This is a genomic window from Paenibacillus sp. 2KB_22 (assembly GCF_052115745.1).
Lineage (GTDB): Bacteria > Bacillota > Bacilli > Paenibacillales > Paenibacillaceae > Paenibacillus.
The window spans coordinates 133,224-152,539 of the sequence record NZ_JBFRHG010000004.1 but is presented as its reverse complement, the minus strand read 5'-3'; the positions used below and the strand labels follow the sequence as shown (position 1 = coordinate 152,539).

The following is a 19,316-nucleotide window of genomic DNA, read 5'->3' as shown; positions in this document are numbered from 1 at the left end:
AGGCCATGTGATGAAAAGTGATCTGGAACAGCCCAAGCATCAGACTAAAGAGCAAGTACAGGGCCCCGAGCATGAGCTTCACGGTGAACGGGAGGAAGCGTTCGCGGAACGTTTAATCACCATTCGGCGACACCTGCATCGCAACCCGGAATTGTCTGGCGAGGAAAAGGAGACTACGGCAGCCATTCGCAGCTGGCTGGAAGAGGAAGGCGTCCGTATTGCAGACGAATATGTGCTGCGGACAGGGCTTGTCGCTGAAGTAGGCCAAGGGGACGGACCTGTTGTTGCCCTAAGAGCGGACATCGATGCGCTGCCCATTCAGGAAGAGACAAAGCTGGAATTTGCCTCCCAGGTAGATGGAAAGATGCACGCGTGCGGACATGACGCACACACGGCGATTCTGATTGGTGCTGCACGATTGTTGAAGCAGCGCGAGTCCAGTTTGCCGGGAAAAGTACGGTTGTTATTCCAACCATCGGAGGAAAAAGCTACAGGTGCACGGCAAGTGATCCAGAGCGGTGCATTGTCCGAGGTTCGGGCGGTATTTGGTTTGCATAACAAACCTGATCTTCAGGTGGGTACGGTGGGCATTCGGGAAGGCGCGTTGATGGCGGCGGCAGACGGTTTTGTTGTCAAAGTGGAAGGTGTAGGCACCCATGCAGCCGTGCCTGAAGCAGGCATTGATCCGATCGTGGTTGCCGCACATATTGTTACGGCTCTACAGGCGATTGTGAGTCGTAATGTGGGCGCACAGGAGAGTGCCGTCATCAGCGTCACCAAGCTCCACAGCGGCACAGCCTGGAACGTCATTCCGGATGAAGCGATACTCGATGGCACAGTACGTACCTTTGATGAGAAAGTGCGTGCACGGATTCGCGAGCGTTTCAATCAGGTGGTCGCCGGTGTGGCGGCAGCTTATGGCACACGGGCTACAGTTCGCTGGATTCAGGGACCACCTGCCGTGGTCAACGATGAATCTCTCGCATCTGCGGCGGAACAAGTTGCAAGTGAGATTGGATTAAATAGCGTTAGACCACTGCCTTCTCCGGCAGGAGAGGACTTCTCTTTTTATCAAAAAGAAGTTCCGGGCCTCTTCCTCTTCCTGGGTACCTCTGGCCCGCATGAGTGGCATCACCCTGGCTTTGATGTGGATGAACGGGCATTGCCGCTGGGAGCACATCTTCTGGCTGCATTAGCTGAGCAAGCATTACGTAATGAGCAAGAACTGCACAATGTGCAGGTATATTAAGAGTGATAGGTACAATGAATCTCTGGATCCTATCCAGATCGAAACGGTTCCGTTCTGCGGCAACCGTTTTTTGTATTTCTTTTTATAGCAAGAGCGAGGTAGGAACACCGATTCGTTGAATCTTATCCGACGGTGTATTTATACAGGGCTGGCGCAGAAGCGTCAGCTCTGTTTGGTTTTTTTTGCAGCAGTGGAAATGAAGGAACGAATGAGGTGCAGTCTTTTCTAAATGGAAATATTTGTTGACGCTCCCCAAAAGGATGTGCTATATTTTTCTCGACCTTAATCGTAATAATTACTATTAAACAAAAAAAGAAGAACAGGAGTAGCTACTGCGATGAAACGGGAGATCGATTTTATCAAGTTCAGTCCCACTCAAAACATGACGATTCTGGTTAAAACGGATCATGCGACCGAGCAATACAGTCATATTGCTACCCGCTTAATGTCGTATGATAACGTTTACGCTGAGCAAGTGGGATTCATTGAACCAACGAGGAGACCGGAAGCTGTGGCCCGTCTGGAGATGGCCGGAGGAGAATTCTGTGGCAATGCCTGTATGGCACTTGCAGCACACCACGCATTTGAAGCAGGACTGGCACAAGAGGAATCTATGGACATCGTGCTGGAAGTTTCTGGAACCGATCAATTGATCATGTGCCATGTGAAGAAGCAGCAGAATGAATATGACTGCCAGGTAACCATGCCGGTTCCGAAGCAGATTGAACAACGAACCATTCGGTACGAAGGCATCGAGCTGGATATGGTGATCATCCGGTACGCCGAGTTCATCCATATCGTGATTGAAGTCGATGACTTCGACGATACGATGAAGAAGAGGGCACAGACCCTTGCAAGATTACTGGGACTAACCCTGGGAGATAAGCTGATTGGTATCTTGTTATATCAATCGCACTCGGAAGAAATGGCCCCACTCATCTATGTTCCGGAGTTGGATAGTCTGATCTGGGAGAGAGGGTGTGGTTCGGGTACGGCCTCCGTGGGAGCCTATCTCGCATGGAGCCAGCAGAGGCAGATTACGCAGTACATCAAGCAGCCTGGTGGTGCCATCAAAGTGATGGTCCAGTGGAATGGCGCCGAACTTGAGAGTATTACGATTGAGGGATCGGTTGGCATTGTGGCACAAGGCAAAGCCTTCATAGATGCTCCAGCAGAATGGAGCGTTGTAAACGTATGAGGTACATGATAGTGATTGAGACAACATATAGGGGGAAAAGAAATGATCACATTGGTCCATTTTCAGACATGTTTGAGTGAGTTTGCAGAGAAATTCGATAAGCTCGCGAGCAAGTATGATCATACGATTCAGCATAGTGCGGAGCTGGAGGCTGTGATCAACGACTACTCCCTCTTTGTGACCGATCGGGAGAATAAGGCAGCCTGGGAACAGTTGGGGCATTCGGAGCTGGAAGAACTTGATTCGCTTATATGGCAGTTAAGAAATAAATCCGCTCAGTGTGTGGCGATCATGGAGAAATATCGTGCATTGAAGTTAGGGCGTGTCTCGAAACTCGCTGAAGTGCATCTTTTACCGCCTTTTCGCCCCCTGCTGCGTCACTTTCCCTTGACGTGCCCCGGCACGCCTGCGGTAAACTTCCTTGCTTGGAACGAAAATTCGGCAAAATCTGCTTCCTTCGGAGCTTCCAGACACGCCCTAGACAACGGGGATGTGCAGATTGCCGATTATTTCAAAAACATTGAAGAGTGTATCGATAAAGAATTCGGCAGCTTCCATGTTACCTCTGATTCCAAAGTATTGCTGGTAGGCTCCGGTTCCTTCCCCATGACACCATTACTCATCGCCAAGCGATCAGGTGCAGAAGTCGTCGGGATCGATATTGATGAAGAATCCATTACACTCGGGCAGAAGGTGGTGGAGACGCTGGGCGCAGGCTTGAAGATCCATTTGGAGTCAACATTGCTGGAAAATCTGGTGTATACCAAAGAAGCAACACATATCATTTTCAGCTCTACCGTGGCCCCTAAATATGATCTGCTTGATCAACTGCATGCCCTGACAAATGCACAGGTGGTTGTAGCCATGAGATATGGTGACCAGTTAAAGTCCTTATTTAATTATCCGATGAGAGCGACGGACAGTAACAAGTGGAAGCTGGTAGACCAGATCCTGCGCCCGGATGATGTGTTCGATATTGCGTTGTATCAGAAAGCATAGCCATCCAAGTCAATTCAGGTGGAGTCCAGGTGAACTTTAAATAAAGGAGGTTAATATGAGCAATCTTCAGCGAATTCTGATACTCGGAACCGGACCTGCATCCATTCAGCTTGCAGTAACACTCAAAGATCATCTCAACTGCTGCATTGGTATTGCGGGGAGACCATCGGTTCGTTCAGCGTCCGTATTCGAAACCCTTGAACAGAGCAATGGGCGTGTTGAGGTCAGCATTCAAAATGAGAAACATCAACCGCTCGAAGGTAAATGTTTTGTTGATCATGTGTTCAAGGGATATGACACCATTCACGGTGAATGGGACACACTCATTTTGGCTGTAACTACGGATGCTTATATCGATGTATTGGAACAAATGAGTGAACGATTCATCAAACAACTTGAATGTATCATTTTGGTCTCTCCAACGTTTGGATCGAATCGTCTCGTGAGCCATTATATGAGAGAGCGGAATGCAACGCCAGAAGTAATCAGTTTCTCTACCTACCTCGGTGATACCCGTTGGATGCACGAACATCCGTCGAATCATGTGATTACTACGGGGGTCAAGAAAAAGGTCTATATTGGTTCCACTCGTTACCCATCTGAACAGGTTAGTAGGCTACGCCAGGTGTATGAGCATTTGGGTGTTGCACTGGAAGTGATGCAATCTCCATTGGAGGCGGAAACGAGAAATATTTCGTTGTACGTACATCCCCCCTTGTTCATGAATGACTTCTCAATGGAAGCCATCTTTGGAGCCTCGGATATTCAGAAATACGTATACAAGATGTACCCTGAAGGTCCAATTACACAAGTTTTGATTCGCAAAATGCGGGCACAGTGGCAGGAGATTATGGATATTACGGACCGGCTCCATATCCAGGGAGTCAACCTGCTTCAATTCATGACGGATGACAATTATCCGGTTCGATTAGAGAGTATATCGCGCCAGGATATCGAGAATTTCAATCAGCTTCAGGTTATTCATCAAGAGTATCTATTATACATACGGTACACTTCACTATTGATTGATCCATTCTCTGAACCCGATTCGGAAGGCAAATATTTCGACTTCTCAGCGGTGCCATTTCGTCACACGTTCATAAACCGCGAAGGAGAGCTAGATATCCCGCGGATGCCCAAGGAAGATTACTATCGCATCAAAATCATTCAGGGCATTGCCAGACATCTGGATGTGAGCAGCCCAACGATTGATCAATTCATCGCCACCTATGAAGCGAAGCTTCAGGAAGTGGCAGACGTACACCCGAATCAACGCTTGTCCAATGCTTTTGTCATCCAATCTTTTGACGAAGACATTCGCATGATCTGCACCGGGCTTGTAAGTAGTAGGGTCTAGTTACATTTAATTAATGCAAATTAAATTTTGTTTTACACAGTAACGGAGTGGGCAGAAAGAACCTGAAGAAGCGGAGCGTTCGCATTTATCCCCGGATTTTCTCTTTGGAAAAGAGATCAAAAAATCTGGGGATAACGGCGATCGGAAGGTTGTTCTGACCACGTAGTGGTCTCGTGTAATGTTTGAATTTTATTTGCTCATCGGGAGGAAATGTTGTGAAAAAGGGTCTTACTTATACATCCATACTATTGCTGGTGTCTGCCATTGCGCTGCTCGCCGGATGCGGACAGAGCCCGAAAGAGAAAGAGGGCGCACAAACCCAGTCCGTTAATAGTCAGGTACAAACAGAACTCATCTATGCTTCTGCCAAAGATATTAATGATATGAACCCCCATCTGTACACCGGTTCCATGCCTGCACAAGGGATGCTATACGAGTCTCTGGTGGAAAACACGCCTGACGGAATCAAGCCGTTGCTGGCAGAATCATGGGATATCTCGGAGGATGGCAAGACTTATACCTTTCATCTGCGACAAGATGTGAAATTCCATGATGGGGAGCCGTTCAACGCAGAAGCGGTCAAACAAAATATCGATGCTGTTCAGGCGAATGCTGAAAAACATGCCTGGATCAAGCTGTCTACCAAAATCACGGGTGTAAAGGTTGTCGATGAACATACGGTGGAACTGACATTGTCGGAATCTTATTATCCAGCTCTGGTGGAACTGTCCATGACAAGACCTTACGTCTTCATATCCCCCAAGGATTTCAAGGATGGCGGCACCAAAGACGGAGTAAGTGGTTTCCACGGCACAGGACCTTACAAGCTTACTGCTCATAAAGTTGAAGAGAATGCCACGTTTGAAGCTAATGAAGACTATTGGGGTGGTGCGCCTGCAATCAAGAAAATCACATCCAAGGTTCTTCCGGCAGGTGAAACAACATTCCTGGCATTACAAAAGGGAGAAATCAACTTTGTGTTCACCGATGACCGGGGAGCAGACAGCATTGATGTCGAGGCTATGGACCAATTGGCTGAATCCGGTGATTATCAAGTGGTCCGAAGTGAAGCGATGAATACGAGTATGATTGTTGCCAACAGCAGTCGAGAGAATAGTCCGGTTCAGGAAACGGCAGTTCGGGAAGCGCTTTGGTTTGCCATTGATCGGGAAACGATCAGTAAAGATATTTTTAATGGCACACAAACCGTAGCGGACACGCTATTTTCAACCAATGTCAATTACGCCAAGGTAGACCTGAAGAAACGGCAATATGATCCGGAAATGGCTAAAAAGCTTCTGGACCAAGCAGGGTGGACAATGGCAGACGGTGAAGGGGTGAGAAAAAAGAACGGTCAGCCTTTAGCCATGAAACTATACTATGACAGCAACTCGTCTTCACAGAAAATACAGGCCGAATTGATCCAGTATTCCATGAAAGAGCTGGGTGTTCAGCTTGAGATCGTGGGTGAAGAGTCCACTTCCATCGCGAATCGGAGAGCCACCGGAGAATATGATCTGCTCTTTAATCAAACCTGGGGACTCGCCTATGATCCACAGAGTACCATTGCTGCATTTACATCAGATTCAGCATACAAGCATACGACGAGCGGAATTGCCGAAGCAGATGAACTATATCAGAAAATCGATGCGGTCATGGTCTCCACGGATGAGGCTTCACGCCAATCCCTGTATGCAGACATTATGAAGATCGTCCATGATGAAGCAGTCTTCATCCCGATTACCAACGGACGTGTCACCGTAGTCGCTCCTGAGAGTCTTGATGGAATCTCATTCAAACAGACCCAATATGAACTACCTTTTGAAAAAATGAATTTTAAATAGAGCGGAGATGGATATGGGAAGTTATATCGTCAAAAGGATTCTGTTAACCATCCCTTTACTGATTATCATTTCATTTATAACGTTTGTTCTGATTAATCTATCTCCCTTGGACCCGGCGGTTGTTGTCTTACAGGCACAGGAAGTTCCGCAGATTACAGAGGAATTAATTGCCCAGACCAACCAGGCATTGGGGTTCGATCAGCCGTTCATGATCCAGTATGTGAACTGGATCATGGCTGTTGTGCAGTTGGACTTTGGCAACTCTTATGTATCAGGTGAACCCGTGTGGTCATTGATGGGGCCTGCTTTTATGAACACATTGAAGTTAACACTTGTCTCATCGGTATTCATTATTGCGCTGTCCATTCTGCTGGGTGTGATCTGTGCGATGAGAGAAGGCAAGCTGCTGGATCGATCGGTCAGAGGTGTATCATTTTTCCTTACCGCCATGCCATCCTACTGGCTTGCAGCCATGATGATCTGGTATTTTTCCGTCAAGCTGGATCTGCTGCCTACCAGTGGCATGGACTCGTATCGAAGCTACATTCTTCCCGTTATTGTAATCACGGTGAGTTATACAGGCATTTATTTCAGAACGGTGCGAAGTTCCATGCTGAGCAATATGAATGAGGACTACGTGTTATATGCACGAGCAAGTGGTCTGAGCGAGAAGAAAGTAACCCTGCACATTCTAAGAAATTCATTACAGGTGGCCGTGTCCATCTTCTGTATGGCAATCCCGATCGTGCTGGGCAGTACGGTGGTCATCGAAAATGTCTTTGCCTGGCCGGGGCTCGGTAGGCTCAGCGTGAAATCCATTTTAAGCAGGGATTTTCCCATTATACAGGCGTATGTTCTGATGTTGGCTGTCACCTTTGTAGTGTTTAACACGTTATCCGACATCATTAATGCGGCGATGAATCCTCGTTTGAGAAAGGAATTCTGATGCGAATACTGAAAAATTGGAGTAAAGACAAGCTTGCTATGACCTCTTTGGTGGTGATTGTTGTCACGCTTATGGTGGGCATTCTGGCCCCGCTTATCGCACCGCATGACCCTGGGCAGGTGAACATGAAGCTTCGTTATGCCTCCTCGTCCTGGGAGTATCTATTAGGCAATGATCATCTGGGCAGATGTGTATTATCCCGGCTTATCTATGGCATCCGCCCAAGTGTGTTATGGGTTCTGGTTGCACTTAGTCTGTCTGTTCTGATCGGGGCCATTGTTGGATTCGTCGCGGGTTACTTCAAGGGAAAAGTGGATGCATGGATCATGCGAGTCTGTGATATTATGCTGTCTTTTCCCGGATACGTGATGACACTGGCGGTGGTTGGCATTTTGGGTGCAGGACTGGAGAATATTTTGATTGCCTTTGTGTGCATGAAATGGGCCTGGTTTGCCCGCGTTATCCGCACATCTGTCATGCAGTTCTCGGATATGGACTATGTAAAATTCGCCAAAGCCTCTGGTACACCCAATCTGAGAATTATAACCAAACATATTATTCCAGTTACTTTTGCCGATATTGCCGTCATTGCCAGTGGTTCCATGTGTTCGATGATGTTGCAGATCTCCGGCCTTTCCTTTCTGGGGCTTGGCATTCAGGCTCCGCATGCGGAGTGGGGGATGATGCTCAATGAGGCGAGGGAAGTCATGTTCTCCAGACCTGAATTGATGCTGGCCCCGGGACTGGCTATTGTAGTGGTTGTGTCTGCTTTTAATTTTCTATCGGATGCGCTTCAAGTGGCTCTGGACCCCAAACTGATGACCTCTCAAGGTAAGTCTGACAAGTCTTACGAAAGTGAGGTGAGAAAGACGGCTTATGAATATAGTCGAGGTTGAACAGTTGAAAGTATGGGATACCCATACAGGTAAAGTGATTATCCATAACAGTTCATTTGAAGTCAGACAGGGAAGCTGTATGGCCATCGTCGGCGAAAGTGGAAGTGGCAAGTCTGTCACATGCAGGGCTCTGATGCGATTAAACAAGCCATGGATTCGCCAATCGGGAACGATGTTATTTCAGGGCGAAGACCTGAACCGGCTTTCGGAACCGGAGATGCGACGTAAGCGGGGCAAGCAACTGTGTATGATTTTGCAAAATGGCATGAGTGCATTTGATCCTTCCTGTGTCATTGGTGTGCATATTCGGGAGACGCTTCAGCAGCATTTTGGCTGGAACACCCGCGATATTGAACGAAAAATCATGCATGCCATGGAAAGCGTCATGCTCAGACATCCGCGCGAAATTCTAAATCAATACCCGCATCAGCTGTCCGGTGGGATGCTGCAACGAATCATGATTGCACTGGCATTGGTGCTTGAGCCCGATCTGATTATTGCGGATGAGCCAACAACGGCACTGGATACGATCTCCCAATATGAAGTGGTGGAGCAATTGATTCAATTACGCGAGCATATGGGCTGTTCTATGATGTTCATCTCCCATGATCTCGGCGTCGTGCAGAAGATTGCAGATGATGTAATGGTTATGAAAGACGGCAAGATCGTCGAGCGCGGCAGCATGCATTCTGTTTTGACAGAACCGAAGCATGCCTATACGCAGTATCTGGTCTCTACCCGACTGGAGCTGAGCAATCATTTTAAGGCGTTGATGCAGGGGGACGTATAGATGCTAAAGGTGGAAGGGATCGAAAAGTCATATAACCAGGGCGGACTGTTCTCCAAGCACAAAAAACAAGTATTGAAACAGGTGACCTTTGAATGTCAGCATGGCGAATGTTTAGGCATCATCGGGGAGAGTGGAAGCGGGAAATCCACGTTGGGACGATTGGTTCTGGGCATTGAACGGCCGGATCGTGGAACGATCTTGCTGGATGGTAAAGACGTACAGGATCGGCGTATACGGATGGGTAATATCAGCGCTGTTTTTCAAAATTACACGTCTTCCATCAATCCGTTTCTTACGGTTGAAGATGCCATTATGGAACCGATGCAAGCTCGGCAAAAGCTGCGAAAGGATCAGGGTTACTCAGAGAAAGTGGATCTGTTGTTGAACCAAGTTGGACTGGACCCTTCCTATAGATCCAAATATCCGCATGAACTATCCGGTGGCGAGGCGCAAAGAGTGTGTATTGCAAGAGCAATCTCCACAGCCCCTAAACTCATCGTATTCGATGAAGCGATCAGTTCACTGGATGTGTCTGTTCAGATTCAGGTACTGCAGTTGTTGAAAGAACTGAAGGGAATCTACAAGCTGAGCTATGTCTTTATCACCCATGATATACAGGCGGCAGCCTATATCTGCGACAGGGTAATTATTTTCAGAGCGGGGCAGGTTGTAGAGATCGTTCCGACCAAGCAACTCAAGGACGTGCAGTCCGACTATGCGAAGCAATTATTAAACCATTTAATACCATTTTAGGGGGAGTACCCATTGTGAGTGGAGCGATGTCTTGGCCTTTTTTGCGTTTGTACATCTTGGTCCTTCTTTATTTCAGTGCCAATGCCATTCTTAATGTATTGATCCCGTTGCAGGGGGAATATCTTGGCGCAAGCAGTACCACCATTGGGCTGATCATGGGTGCCTATATGTTTACAACGATGTTCTTCAGACCTTGGGCAGGTCGGATTATTCAAAAGCACGGACCAATCAAAATATTGCGTTTGATTCTGATTATCAATGGGTTTGCGCTGATATTGTATACCTTTACGGGACTCGGAGGTTATTTGGTCGCTCGGATACTGCAGGGGGTATCGACTGCGTTCTTCTCCATGGCTTTGCAGATTGGCATTATCGATGCCCTTCCGGAGAAAGACCGGTCTCAGGGGATTTCTTATTATTCACTATTCAGTTATATACCAGGCATCGTGGGGCCAGTGCTCGCATTGGGGATATGGCAGGCGGGAGGCATGGATTATTTTACAGTCGTTCTGATCGGCATTGCCGTCTGTACGGGCATCTTCGGATACACCGCCAAAATGGAACCAAACAAGGAGCAGCCTGCTGAGAACCTTTCGGAGCAGAACGTCAGTATGTGGGAATCCTTTGGTCAGTTGGTGAAGAATCCGTTTCTGTTTCGATGCAGTGTGTTAATGCTCGCCGCTTCCGTTGTGTTTGGTGCGATTACCACCTTTATCCCGCTGTATGCGAGTCAAGTACCAAATGGGAATGCGGGTGTGTATCTGATGCTTCAGGCCGGGACGGTGGTGCTGGCTCGAATCATGCTTAGGAAAAGGATTCCGTCTGATGGCAGTTGGCATTCTCCTTTCATGATGGGCACCATGTGTCTGCTCGCCGTAGCTGCGCAATGTGTCAGTTATGCCGTGACAGGCGGGGTGGTCTTTTTCTATGTGGGCGCTGTATTCATGGGAATCGGTCAGGCGATCCTGTATCCGACACTCACGACCTATTTATCTTTTGTGTTGCCTAAGCTGAACCGGAACGTTCTGATCGGGTTATTTATCGCGATGGCGGATCTGGGTATTTCTCTAGGTGGTGTGATTATGGGACCCGTCGCTGACTTCTCTTCCTATTCATTTATGTACAGGATGTGTGCTATCCTAGGAGCGGTAATGATCGTTTTTGCCTATGAACGGCGTAGACCCGTGACAGGTACATCTGTGAGTTGACTGCCAGAAGAGAAAGTGGTGACGAACGTTTGAAGTCTTCGATGACTGCAACATCCAATGGAAAATTAAATCCGGTATCCTTTTCGTTTATCCGGTTTTATATGCTGGCCTTTTTGTTTTTTGCGGCGAATTCGGCTTTGACGATTATTCTGCCTTTGCGAAGTGAAGCCGCCGGATTGAATCAGGCAGAGATTGGTCTGATGATGGGGGCGTATATGTTCACCTGTATGCTCTTGAGACCTTTCGCAGCCCAGTTGCTTGGCAAGCATGGGCCGCTGCGTGTGATGCAATGGTTATTGCTTTTGCATGCCGGAACGCTGCTGTTATTTGTTGTTTTTGGTGTGGAGACGTATCTGTGGCTGCGGGCCTTGCAAGGGGTGGCTACGGCCTTTTTCTCCATGACGATGCAGGCAGGCATTGTGGAAAAGCTGGAGGACAAAGACCGGGCACAAGGGCTGTCCATGTACACCCTGTTTACGATGGTTCCTTCTCTCGTTATTCCGATCCTCGCCATACAAATCTGGGAAAATGCCAGTGATCTGGCGTTTACGCTGCTGATGATCGGACTGGCTGCTCTGCCACTTCTGATTGGATATAATGTGGATCTGCCACGGAGTACCGTGCAGAACAAATCGTATACCTTGGGTGACATGTTTCGTTCATTCGGCGGCATTTGGCGCAGTACACCACTGCTGATCAGCAGTGTAGTGATGTTATTTGCGTCCTGCGTTTTTGGGGCAACAGCGACCTTCCTTCCCTTGTATATGGTATCCACCGGAATGGCAAGTGCAGGCGTGTTTCTGACGATTCAGGGATTGGTTGTCATTCTGTGCAGGTTTATTTTGCGTAAAAAAATTCCGTCTGACGGCAGCTGGAATACCTGGCTTATGGCAGGGCTTATGCTGTGTGCAGCAATGGGAACCCAGTTGCTCAGTCTCATGGAGACCATCGGGCCACTGGTGTATCTTTCTGCTGTATTTAGCGGTTTTGCTCTGGCATTGTTGTACCCGACATTAACCACATACTTGTCTTTTGTGCTGCCTGCGGATTCCAGATATGTACTCATGGGCATCTTCATGTCCTCGTATGACCTCGGATTCTCTCTGGGTGGACTGGCAATGGGGTTTATTGTGCAGGTGAGTTCATATTCGACCATGTTCATGATCTGTACGTTGCTGTCTATTGCAGCGATGGTTCTGGTGCTGGTGTTCAGGCAACGGATGGAAGCGGGCAATAAGGCTAGATCTGTGGCAGCAAGCTGAATAGTAAAGTAAAGGCTCATGAACTGAATTTTCCGGCACGTATCATCAGGATACAAGCGGCAGGAGACAGATCATGGGTCTTTTTTATATCTTAAAATTTATAAGTTTTCAAAGGATCTGAACAGTTCAATTATCTTAAGAAAAACTTCAACTGAAGACGGTCTACCTTCTCTGAAAGTACGTTGATAGATGTTTCTCATATCCATTTTCCTGGAGTATTTCGTAAAAATAGTTTGACAACGACTGTGCAACAGGATTATAGTCAATGTTGTTAATCGTAATAATTACTATTAAAGTCTGGATTACGCAGACTGCACATATAAGGAGTAGATTTCTATGACACAAAAGCAAATTCCGGTAACCGTACTAAGTGGTTACCTCGGTTCAGGGAAAACAACCGTTTTAAATCACGTGTTGAACAACAGACAAGGGCTTAAGGTTGCCGTAATCGTCAACGACATGAGTGAGGTTAATATCGATGCTGCGCTGGTTAAGGGGGAGGCAAGCTTGTCTCGAACCGAAGAGAAGCTGGTGGAGTTATCGAACGGTTGTATCTGCTGCACCTTGCGGGATGATCTGATGCAGGAGATTGAGAAGTTGGTGAATGAAGGCAAGTATGATTATATTTTGATCGAATCCACTGGTATCAGTGAACCTGTACCTGTCGCACAGACCTTTACATATGCGGATGAGGAGTCGGGCATTGACCTGACTAGCCTGGCCAGACTGGACTGTCTGGTAACTGTGGTGGATGCCAATCGATTCTGGCATGATTTTGGATCAGGACAGAGTCTTCTGGATCGTAATCAGGCGACCGGAGATGAGGACACACGTGACGTCGTAGACTTGTTGATTGATCAGATCGAAACCTGTGATGTACTGCTGCTGAACAAATGTGATCTGGTCGATGACACCGAGCTGAACAAGCTGGAAGGCATCATCCGCAAGCTACAGCCTAATGCCAAAATCATTCGCACTGAGAATGGACAGGTGAATCCGTCTGAGATTCTGAATACAGGCCGTTTTGATTTTGAAAAGGTGAGCATGTCCGCTGGATGGATTCAGGAGCTGGAGAAGGAGTCGCATACACCGGAAACGGAGGAATATGGCATTGCTTCCTTCGTTTATCGCCGCAGAAAGCCATTCCACCCTTCCCGTCTGGCTGAATTCATGAGTTACTGGCCGGAAGAAGTGGTACGTGCCAAAGGCTTGGTATGGCTTGCCGCCCAAGGAGATGTTGCTGCAAGCCTGAGTCAGGCAGGACCATCCATTCAATTTGGTCCTGCGGGACATTGGGTCGCGGCTTTGCCGGAAGCAGACAAAGAAGAAATTTTGCGTAACGAGCCGGATGTTCTGGAGAAATGGGATGCCCAGTGGGGAGATCGCCAGACGGAGCTTGTCATGATTGGAATCGACATGGAACGTGTCAGTATTGAAGATGAGCTGGACCAGTGCTTGCTCAGTGATGAAGAAATGCTGGCCGACTGGGGCCATTTTGATAATCCCCTACCATGGCCTGTGGAAGCTGTATAAGTCGGAAGATGATGTTCTGTATTTGGAGTAGAGCGGTATCACCATGTAAACTAAATTCAAGGGATAAAGGAGCTGGATTTCATGGCTAAAAAATCAAAAGTGGTACGTGAGAAGCAACGCCAAGCGATCGTGGCGAAATATGCGGATCTGCGCCGGGAATTGAAGGAAAAAGGGGATTACGAAGCCTTGCAGAAATTGCCGCGTAATGCATCTCCGACCAGACTGAAGAACCGTTGCGAAGTGACGGGCCGCCCGCGGGGTTATCTACGCAAGTTCAAGGTGTCTCGAATCAAGTTCAGAGAACTGGCCCATCAAGGACAGATTCCAGGTGTAACTAAATCCAGCTGGTAAAATGATCAAGGGATGTGGCTGACCCTCTTTGCATGAAGGCAGATTGTTGTGTGTTTGGCTACATGCGGTGTGTAGAGCAGGGTGTTATTTTGCTGAAAGGGTGTGCATCTTCATGTTGGACTTGTTTACGTTACGAAGAATTCAGTCCGTAATGAACGGATATATTCATGAGAAGGTACCTGCGCCACTGCGTACGATGGTGAAGTTGACATATGAGATGAATGACAATGAACTGATCCTGACCGAAGAAAGACCCGCCGAGGAACGGTATCAATGGGATAAGATGCACATTGCCCGATTCTACTGGGAAGAAAATCAGTGGAAAGTGTATGCCAGAGATGAACAAAGCAGCTGGAACCCGGTAGATATTATTACACCTTGTTCTGATTTTGAGGATATGCTTGAACAGGTTGAACGGGATGAGGCAGGGCTGTTCTGGCGTGAGTGAGGCCGACTAGGATGAAGATACGAATGAACATTCCTGAAAAAATGACCGAAGAAGACTCTGCATGTTATGTGCAGAGTCTTCTTTTGCATTCCTTGATCAAGGAATGCATGCCGTGCCTATAACGAATGATTGTGCATCATTCTGAATTGCATAGGCGTTACGTTTTCCTGGGTTTTAAAACAACGGATGAAGTAGCTTGACTGTGAGAATCCCGTTTCCAGCGTAATTTGTTTAATGGAAAGGTTCGTTGTCGCGAGCAGCTGCTTCGCATGGAGTAGCCTGGATTCCAAGAGGAATTCCGGGAAGGAGATGCCAAACGTCTGACTGAACTTGCGGCTAAAGTATGTTGTACTGTATCCGGCAATCCCGGCAGCGTGGTCAAGTGTGATGTGCTCGTTACTATGGGAACGAATATAATTCCCAGCTTCACGAATTCGCTCTGAAGTGTGATTGAGCGAAACATTGATTTGGCTCGCTGCGGATTGCAATCGGGTCAGAAGCTCATATAGAGTAGCTGCCACACTGTGTTCGTCTTCCACTTGATAGCCTCTGCCTACCTCCAGCAATCGATCCATGAGCGCGGTAACCACCGGGAAGTTGGAACATTGAAAAATCCATGGCTCGTCAACGCCTTTTCCATTTAACAATTCTTCGAGACGAACGCCGTAGAAATGAATCCAACGAATACTCCAAGGCTCATCCGAATCGGAGTAGTAGGTTTGTCTGAGACCGGGACCATAGAGGAATCCCTGCCCTTGCATTAACTCATATCGTGTGGTTCCAGTATCAAGGAATCCTTTGCCGCTGAGTACAAGGTGCAGATTGTAGCATTGATCCAAGTTAATTTCAGTGGTGCCATATTCTCGATGCACACGATGCTTCGGAAAGTCACTGTACCCTCCAATAAAATCGGGAAAGCATACATGTCTGGGGAAAATCGGCTTGGGAAGAAAGATATGTTCTTTCACGTGCATCCTCCATTTGAACGCAATATTTTTATGTAATCAATTCAAATAGATTCAGCCAATTGTGATTTGAATCTATAGCAATGACAATATTTTATTATAAGTCGCATAATCTTGTCATTTATTATATGTGAAGGTTCCAATAGAATGGAGGCAATATGGCAGGTTAAGGGGGCAATTAAAGATGGCAAAATCAATACATATGGATGAATTGAAAATGGGGGTCTGTTATTACCCTGAGCATTGGTCGGAAGCGTTGTGGGAGGACGATTTCCGCAGAATGCGAGAGATGAATATTACAGTTATTCGAATGGCTGAATTCGCATGGTCCATCTTTGAACCGGAAGAAGACCAGTTCGATTTTAGTTTTTTCCAGAAGGCGCTGGATCTGGCACATCAATATGGTTTAAGCGTTATTTTGGGAACACCGACAGCAACTCCACCAGCATGGTTAACCTCAAAATACCCTGAAGTATTAAATGCAAATAAGGACGGCGTATTGTATCAACACGGCATGCGGCGCCATACCAACTACAGCAGCCCCATCTACAGACAGCAATGTGAAAAAATCGTGCGTAATATGGTGATTGCCTATAAAGATCATCCGGCTCTTATTGGCTGGCAGATCGATAACGAATTCAATTGTCATATGGATGTTTTCTATGCTGAGGCGGACCATGTCGCTTTCCGTGAATGGCTTAAGGATCGTTATGAATCGTTGGAGAACCTGAACCAGGCTTGGGGAACCGTTTTCTGGAGTCAGACCTATACCGACTGGGAGCAAGTCCACCTTACCCGAAATATGGTTAGTCCATCGCCAAATCCTCATTTGGCATTGGATGAAAAGAGATTCATCTCAGCTAATACCATTTCATTTGCCAAGCTTCAGGTGGACATCATTCGGGAACTGGATCCGAAACATTGGATCACAACGAACGGTACGTTTGGACACTTGGATAATCATGAAATGACAGAAGACCTGTTGGATTTCTTCTCCTATGATTCGTATCCGCAGTTTGCCACGATCTTCCCAGGGACAGACGATAACTCATTACAGGACCGGGCCTGGAGCATGAAAATGTCGAACGTACGCAACATGTCACCGAACTTCTGCGTCATGGAACAGCAGTCTGGGCCAGGAGGCTGGGTCGATAGTATAGGCATGGGCACGCCAAGACCGGGGCAGATCCGATTATGGTCATATCAATCTGTTCTTCACGGAACAGATCTGCTCGTCTACTTCCGCTGGCGGACGGCAACATTTGGCACCGAGATGTACTGGCATGGCATCAATGATTACCATAATCAACCCAACAGAAGGGTACGCGAGGTTGCACAAGTCGGCGAAGAGTTTGCCAAGATAGGGCGCGCTATTGCGGGCACTACATATCAAGCCAATGTTGCGATCCTGCAGGATTACGATAACATCTGGGACGGAGAGTTGGACGAGTGGCACGGTCCGCTTCAGCAACAGAGTGTACGCTCCTGGTATAAGCAGCTCCAGTATCGTCATATTCCGACGGATCTGGTAACCCTGCAATCAACGACAACACTGGAGGCGTTATCCGAATATAAGGTGATCATCTATGCTCACCCGGCCATCATGACAGACGAGACAGCAGAACTTCTGCAAGCCTATGTCAGTCAGGGGGGCACCCTGTTTTTCGGCGCACGCACCGGTTATAAGGATATTAAGGGGCATTGTTATATGAGACCGTTCCCGGGGGCTGTCGCTGAGTTGTGTGGTGTAACCGTGGAAGATTTCACCTTAATCAAAGGAACCATTCCAGCAGCCGAACTGCAATGGACTGGGGAGAGTGAGCGACTTCAGGAAGGAACGCCAACAGCCGGATTTAATGAAGTTCTTCATGTGGAGCATCCCGACGTAGAGGTCGTAGCCGAGTATGCATCCGAATATTATGCAGGTAGTCCTGCATTGACCAAGCGTGGGGTAGGCCAGGGGCAGGTATGGTATTATGGGGCGGCTTACAATGAACCGGTCGTCGATGCTCTTCTTGATGAAATCGGGCTAGTCTCACCTGTGGGTGACCTGGTAGAGGCACCGTCCGAAGTTGAGCTCGGAATCCGTTCCAGTAAGGATAAAGCTTATGTATTTTTACTCAACTACTCGGATCACCAAGTGGCTATCCAGCTTAAAAAGCAAGCCAAAGAGTTGCTGTCGGGTACAACACTTCAGAATGAGATCAACATGCCCGCGTATGGTGTGTTCATTTTTGAGATCGATTTGCCATATTAAAAAATCCATTGATCCATATCAGACTTATATATAGAAAGAACCCAAAAACGCCTTGCATCCATTGCAAGGCGTTTGGTATATGCATGATGCGATGTGTAACACACGTTAAGCATGGGCTGTTATGGACTGCATTTGGTATACCTATGCTTCGTACAAAATTTCACCTGTTCGCGATACATCATAGCCCTCGAATGATTGCAGTTCCTGCCTGAACTCCGGTGATTGGAGAATTCGAAGTACTGATTCTGTCCAGACTTCATTACCTTGCTTCCTCAGCATGACCAGATCATAGCGTTCCTGAACGAGAGGGACAAAATCAACCTGGCCCACAAGTCGTGCAGCTTTCTCAATGCCAACTCCGACATCGGCTTCGCCAGAACTGACTTTGGCAGCCACGCCCATGTGACTGGTTTCTTCCAATTCATATCCGATCAGGCCTGCGGCAGAAATCCCATGCAACCGAAGTTGCTCATCCAGCAATACTCGCGCGCCAGAACCTTTCTCCCGATTAGCTAGTCTGAGTTCAGCCTTATTCAGATCCGTCCAATGCTGCAAGTTCTGTGGGTTGCCACGCTGTACATACAGTCCGGCAGGACGTGATAGCAGGTTCACCACAACATAGGACCGTCCCGTCAGAATCTTGCGAATATACGGCAGATTATACTCACCCGTATCCCCGTCGAGCAGATGAGTGCTGACCAGATCGGACTCACCACGATACATCGAGATAAGCCCGTCCAGACTGCCCATGAACGAGCGTAGCGGACGGATGTCCCGGGTTTGTTTTTCTATATGGCGCATTAGGATATCCAGACTGACATCCTGACCTGTTATGACCAGATGCCGTGGTGCAGAAGTCATTGTATGGGTAGAACTCGCTGATGTAGTCGCATATGCAGACCCAACGGGTGAAGTCGCTTGTAAGGAATTTTCTTGAGAATCACCATGAACTTGCTGAGTCCCTGATCCCGAGGTCTGAACCGGATTCGGGATACGCTGACCTGAGGACTGGAGTTGCTTGGATCGACGCTTATATGCCTCCAGATCCGTTGCATCAATCCGCATTTGTTTACCCACACGGTATGCGACAAGGTCTCCCTTTTTGATCAGGTCATAGACCGTCAGTTTCGATATTTTGAGCAGCTTGGATATTTCTTCGGTTGTGTAGGATTGCTCCTCCGTCATAAGTGAAGATCCTCCTTCAAAGGTAATGATCCGATCATTTATCGTAATGGAATGTTTCTTGTACTATACCATTAA

At 47.6% G+C, this 19,316-nt stretch carries 17 protein-coding genes; 15 read left to right on the top strand and 2 right to left on the bottom strand.

Annotation, left to right across the window (positions count from 1 at the left end; genetic code table 11):
• The first annotated feature begins 10 nt into the window (after positions 1-10).
• The 14 genes from AB4111_RS23100 to AB4111_RS23035 all read left to right on the top strand — a co-directional run bounded on the left by AB4111_RS23100 (position 11) and on the right by AB4111_RS23035 (position 14,834).
• Positions 11-1,249, top strand: a complete 1,239-nt coding sequence (locus tag AB4111_RS23100; protein ID WP_442033392.1) for an amidohydrolase — start codon at positions 11-13, stop codon at positions 1,247-1,249.
• A gap of 337 nt (positions 1,250-1,586) precedes the next feature.
• On the top strand, positions 1,587-2,447 hold the full coding sequence (locus AB4111_RS23095; protein ID WP_442033391.1) for a diaminopimelate epimerase: 861 nt from the start codon (positions 1,587-1,589) through the stop codon (positions 2,445-2,447).
• A 42-nt stretch (positions 2,448-2,489) separates the two neighbouring features.
• Positions 2,490-3,446 carry an SAM-dependent methyltransferase gene (locus AB4111_RS23090; protein ID WP_442033390.1) on the top strand — a complete coding sequence of 319 codons (957 nt, stop codon included), beginning with the start codon at positions 2,490-2,492 and terminating at the stop codon, positions 3,444-3,446.
• 55 nt (positions 3,447-3,501) lie between these two features.
• Positions 3,502-4,803, top strand: a complete 1,302-nt coding sequence (locus AB4111_RS23085) for an opine metallophore biosynthesis dehydrogenase (protein ID WP_442033389.1) — start codon at positions 3,502-3,504, stop codon at positions 4,801-4,803.
• A gap of 215 nt (positions 4,804-5,018) precedes the next feature.
• A complete protein-coding gene (gene cntA / locus AB4111_RS23080) occupies positions 5,019-6,647 on the top strand; it encodes a staphylopine-dependent metal ABC transporter substrate-binding lipoprotein (protein WP_442033388.1) in 1,629 nt (542 codons plus the stop codon).
• A 13-nt stretch (positions 6,648-6,660) separates the two neighbouring features.
• Positions 6,661-7,593 (top strand): nickel/cobalt ABC transporter permease, encoded by a 933-nt coding sequence (gene opp1B, locus AB4111_RS23075; protein WP_442033387.1) that lies wholly within the window; start codon positions 6,661-6,663, stop codon positions 7,591-7,593.
• Entirely contained in the window at positions 7,593-8,489 is an 897-nt protein-coding gene (cntC, locus tag AB4111_RS23070; protein ID WP_442033386.1) for a staphylopine uptake ABC transporter permease subunit CntC, read from the top strand. Before opp1B ends, cntC begins: the two co-directional genes overlap by 1 nt.
• Entirely contained in the window at positions 8,470-9,279 is an 810-nt protein-coding gene (gene cntD, locus AB4111_RS23065) for a staphylopine uptake ABC transporter ATP-binding protein CntD (RefSeq protein ID WP_442033385.1), read from the top strand. Before cntC ends, cntD begins: the two co-directional genes overlap by 20 nt.
• Positions 9,280-10,032: an ABC transporter ATP-binding protein gene (locus AB4111_RS23060; RefSeq protein ID WP_442033384.1), complete on the top strand. Its 753-nt coding sequence runs from the start codon at positions 9,280-9,282 to the stop codon at positions 10,030-10,032.
• A 14-nt stretch (positions 10,033-10,046) separates the two neighbouring features.
• On the top strand, positions 10,047-11,240 hold the full coding sequence (gene cntE, locus AB4111_RS23055; protein WP_442033383.1) for a staphylopine family metallophore export MFS transporter CntE: 1,194 nt from the start codon (positions 10,047-10,049) through the stop codon (positions 11,238-11,240).
• Positions 11,237-12,502 (top strand): staphylopine family metallophore export MFS transporter CntE, encoded by a 1,266-nt coding sequence (gene cntE / locus AB4111_RS23050; protein ID WP_442033382.1) that lies wholly within the window; start codon positions 11,237-11,239, stop codon positions 12,500-12,502. Before cntE (AB4111_RS23055) ends, cntE (AB4111_RS23050) begins: the two co-directional genes overlap by 4 nt.
• 336 nt (positions 12,503-12,838) lie before the next feature.
• Entirely contained in the window at positions 12,839-14,035 is a 1,197-nt protein-coding gene (locus AB4111_RS23045; RefSeq protein ID WP_442033381.1) for a GTP-binding protein, read from the top strand.
• Positions 14,036-14,116: 81 nt separating this feature from the next.
• Positions 14,117-14,386, top strand: a complete 270-nt coding sequence (gene rpsN, locus AB4111_RS23040) for a 30S ribosomal protein S14 (protein WP_036605831.1) — start codon at positions 14,117-14,119, stop codon at positions 14,384-14,386.
• 112 nt (positions 14,387-14,498) lie between these two features.
• A complete protein-coding gene (locus AB4111_RS23035) occupies positions 14,499-14,834 on the top strand; it encodes a DUF3024 domain-containing protein (RefSeq protein ID WP_339237327.1) in 336 nt (111 codons plus the stop codon).
• A gap of 116 nt (positions 14,835-14,950) precedes the next feature.
• Here the strand turns inward: AB4111_RS23035 and AB4111_RS23030 are convergent, their stop codons facing one another.
• The gene (locus AB4111_RS23030) at positions 14,951-15,808 is read right to left on the bottom strand and encodes an AraC family transcriptional regulator (RefSeq protein WP_442033380.1); all 858 of its coding nucleotides are present in this window, start codon (positions 15,806-15,808) and stop codon (positions 14,951-14,953) included.
• A 175-nt stretch (positions 15,809-15,983) separates the two neighbouring features.
• On the opposite strand from AB4111_RS23030, the gene AB4111_RS23025 reads away from it, so the two are divergent.
• Positions 15,984-18,056 carry a beta-galactosidase gene (locus tag AB4111_RS23025; protein ID WP_442033379.1) on the top strand — a complete coding sequence of 691 codons (2,073 nt, stop codon included), beginning with the start codon at positions 15,984-15,986 and terminating at the stop codon, positions 18,054-18,056.
• A gap of 141 nt (positions 18,057-18,197) precedes the next feature.
• Here the strand turns inward: AB4111_RS23025 and AB4111_RS23020 are convergent, their stop codons facing one another.
• Complete coding sequence (locus AB4111_RS23020; RefSeq protein WP_442033378.1) at positions 18,198-19,241, bottom strand: substrate-binding domain-containing protein; 1,044 nt, start codon at positions 19,239-19,241, stop codon at positions 18,198-18,200.
• Positions 19,242-19,316: the final 75 nt, after the last annotated feature.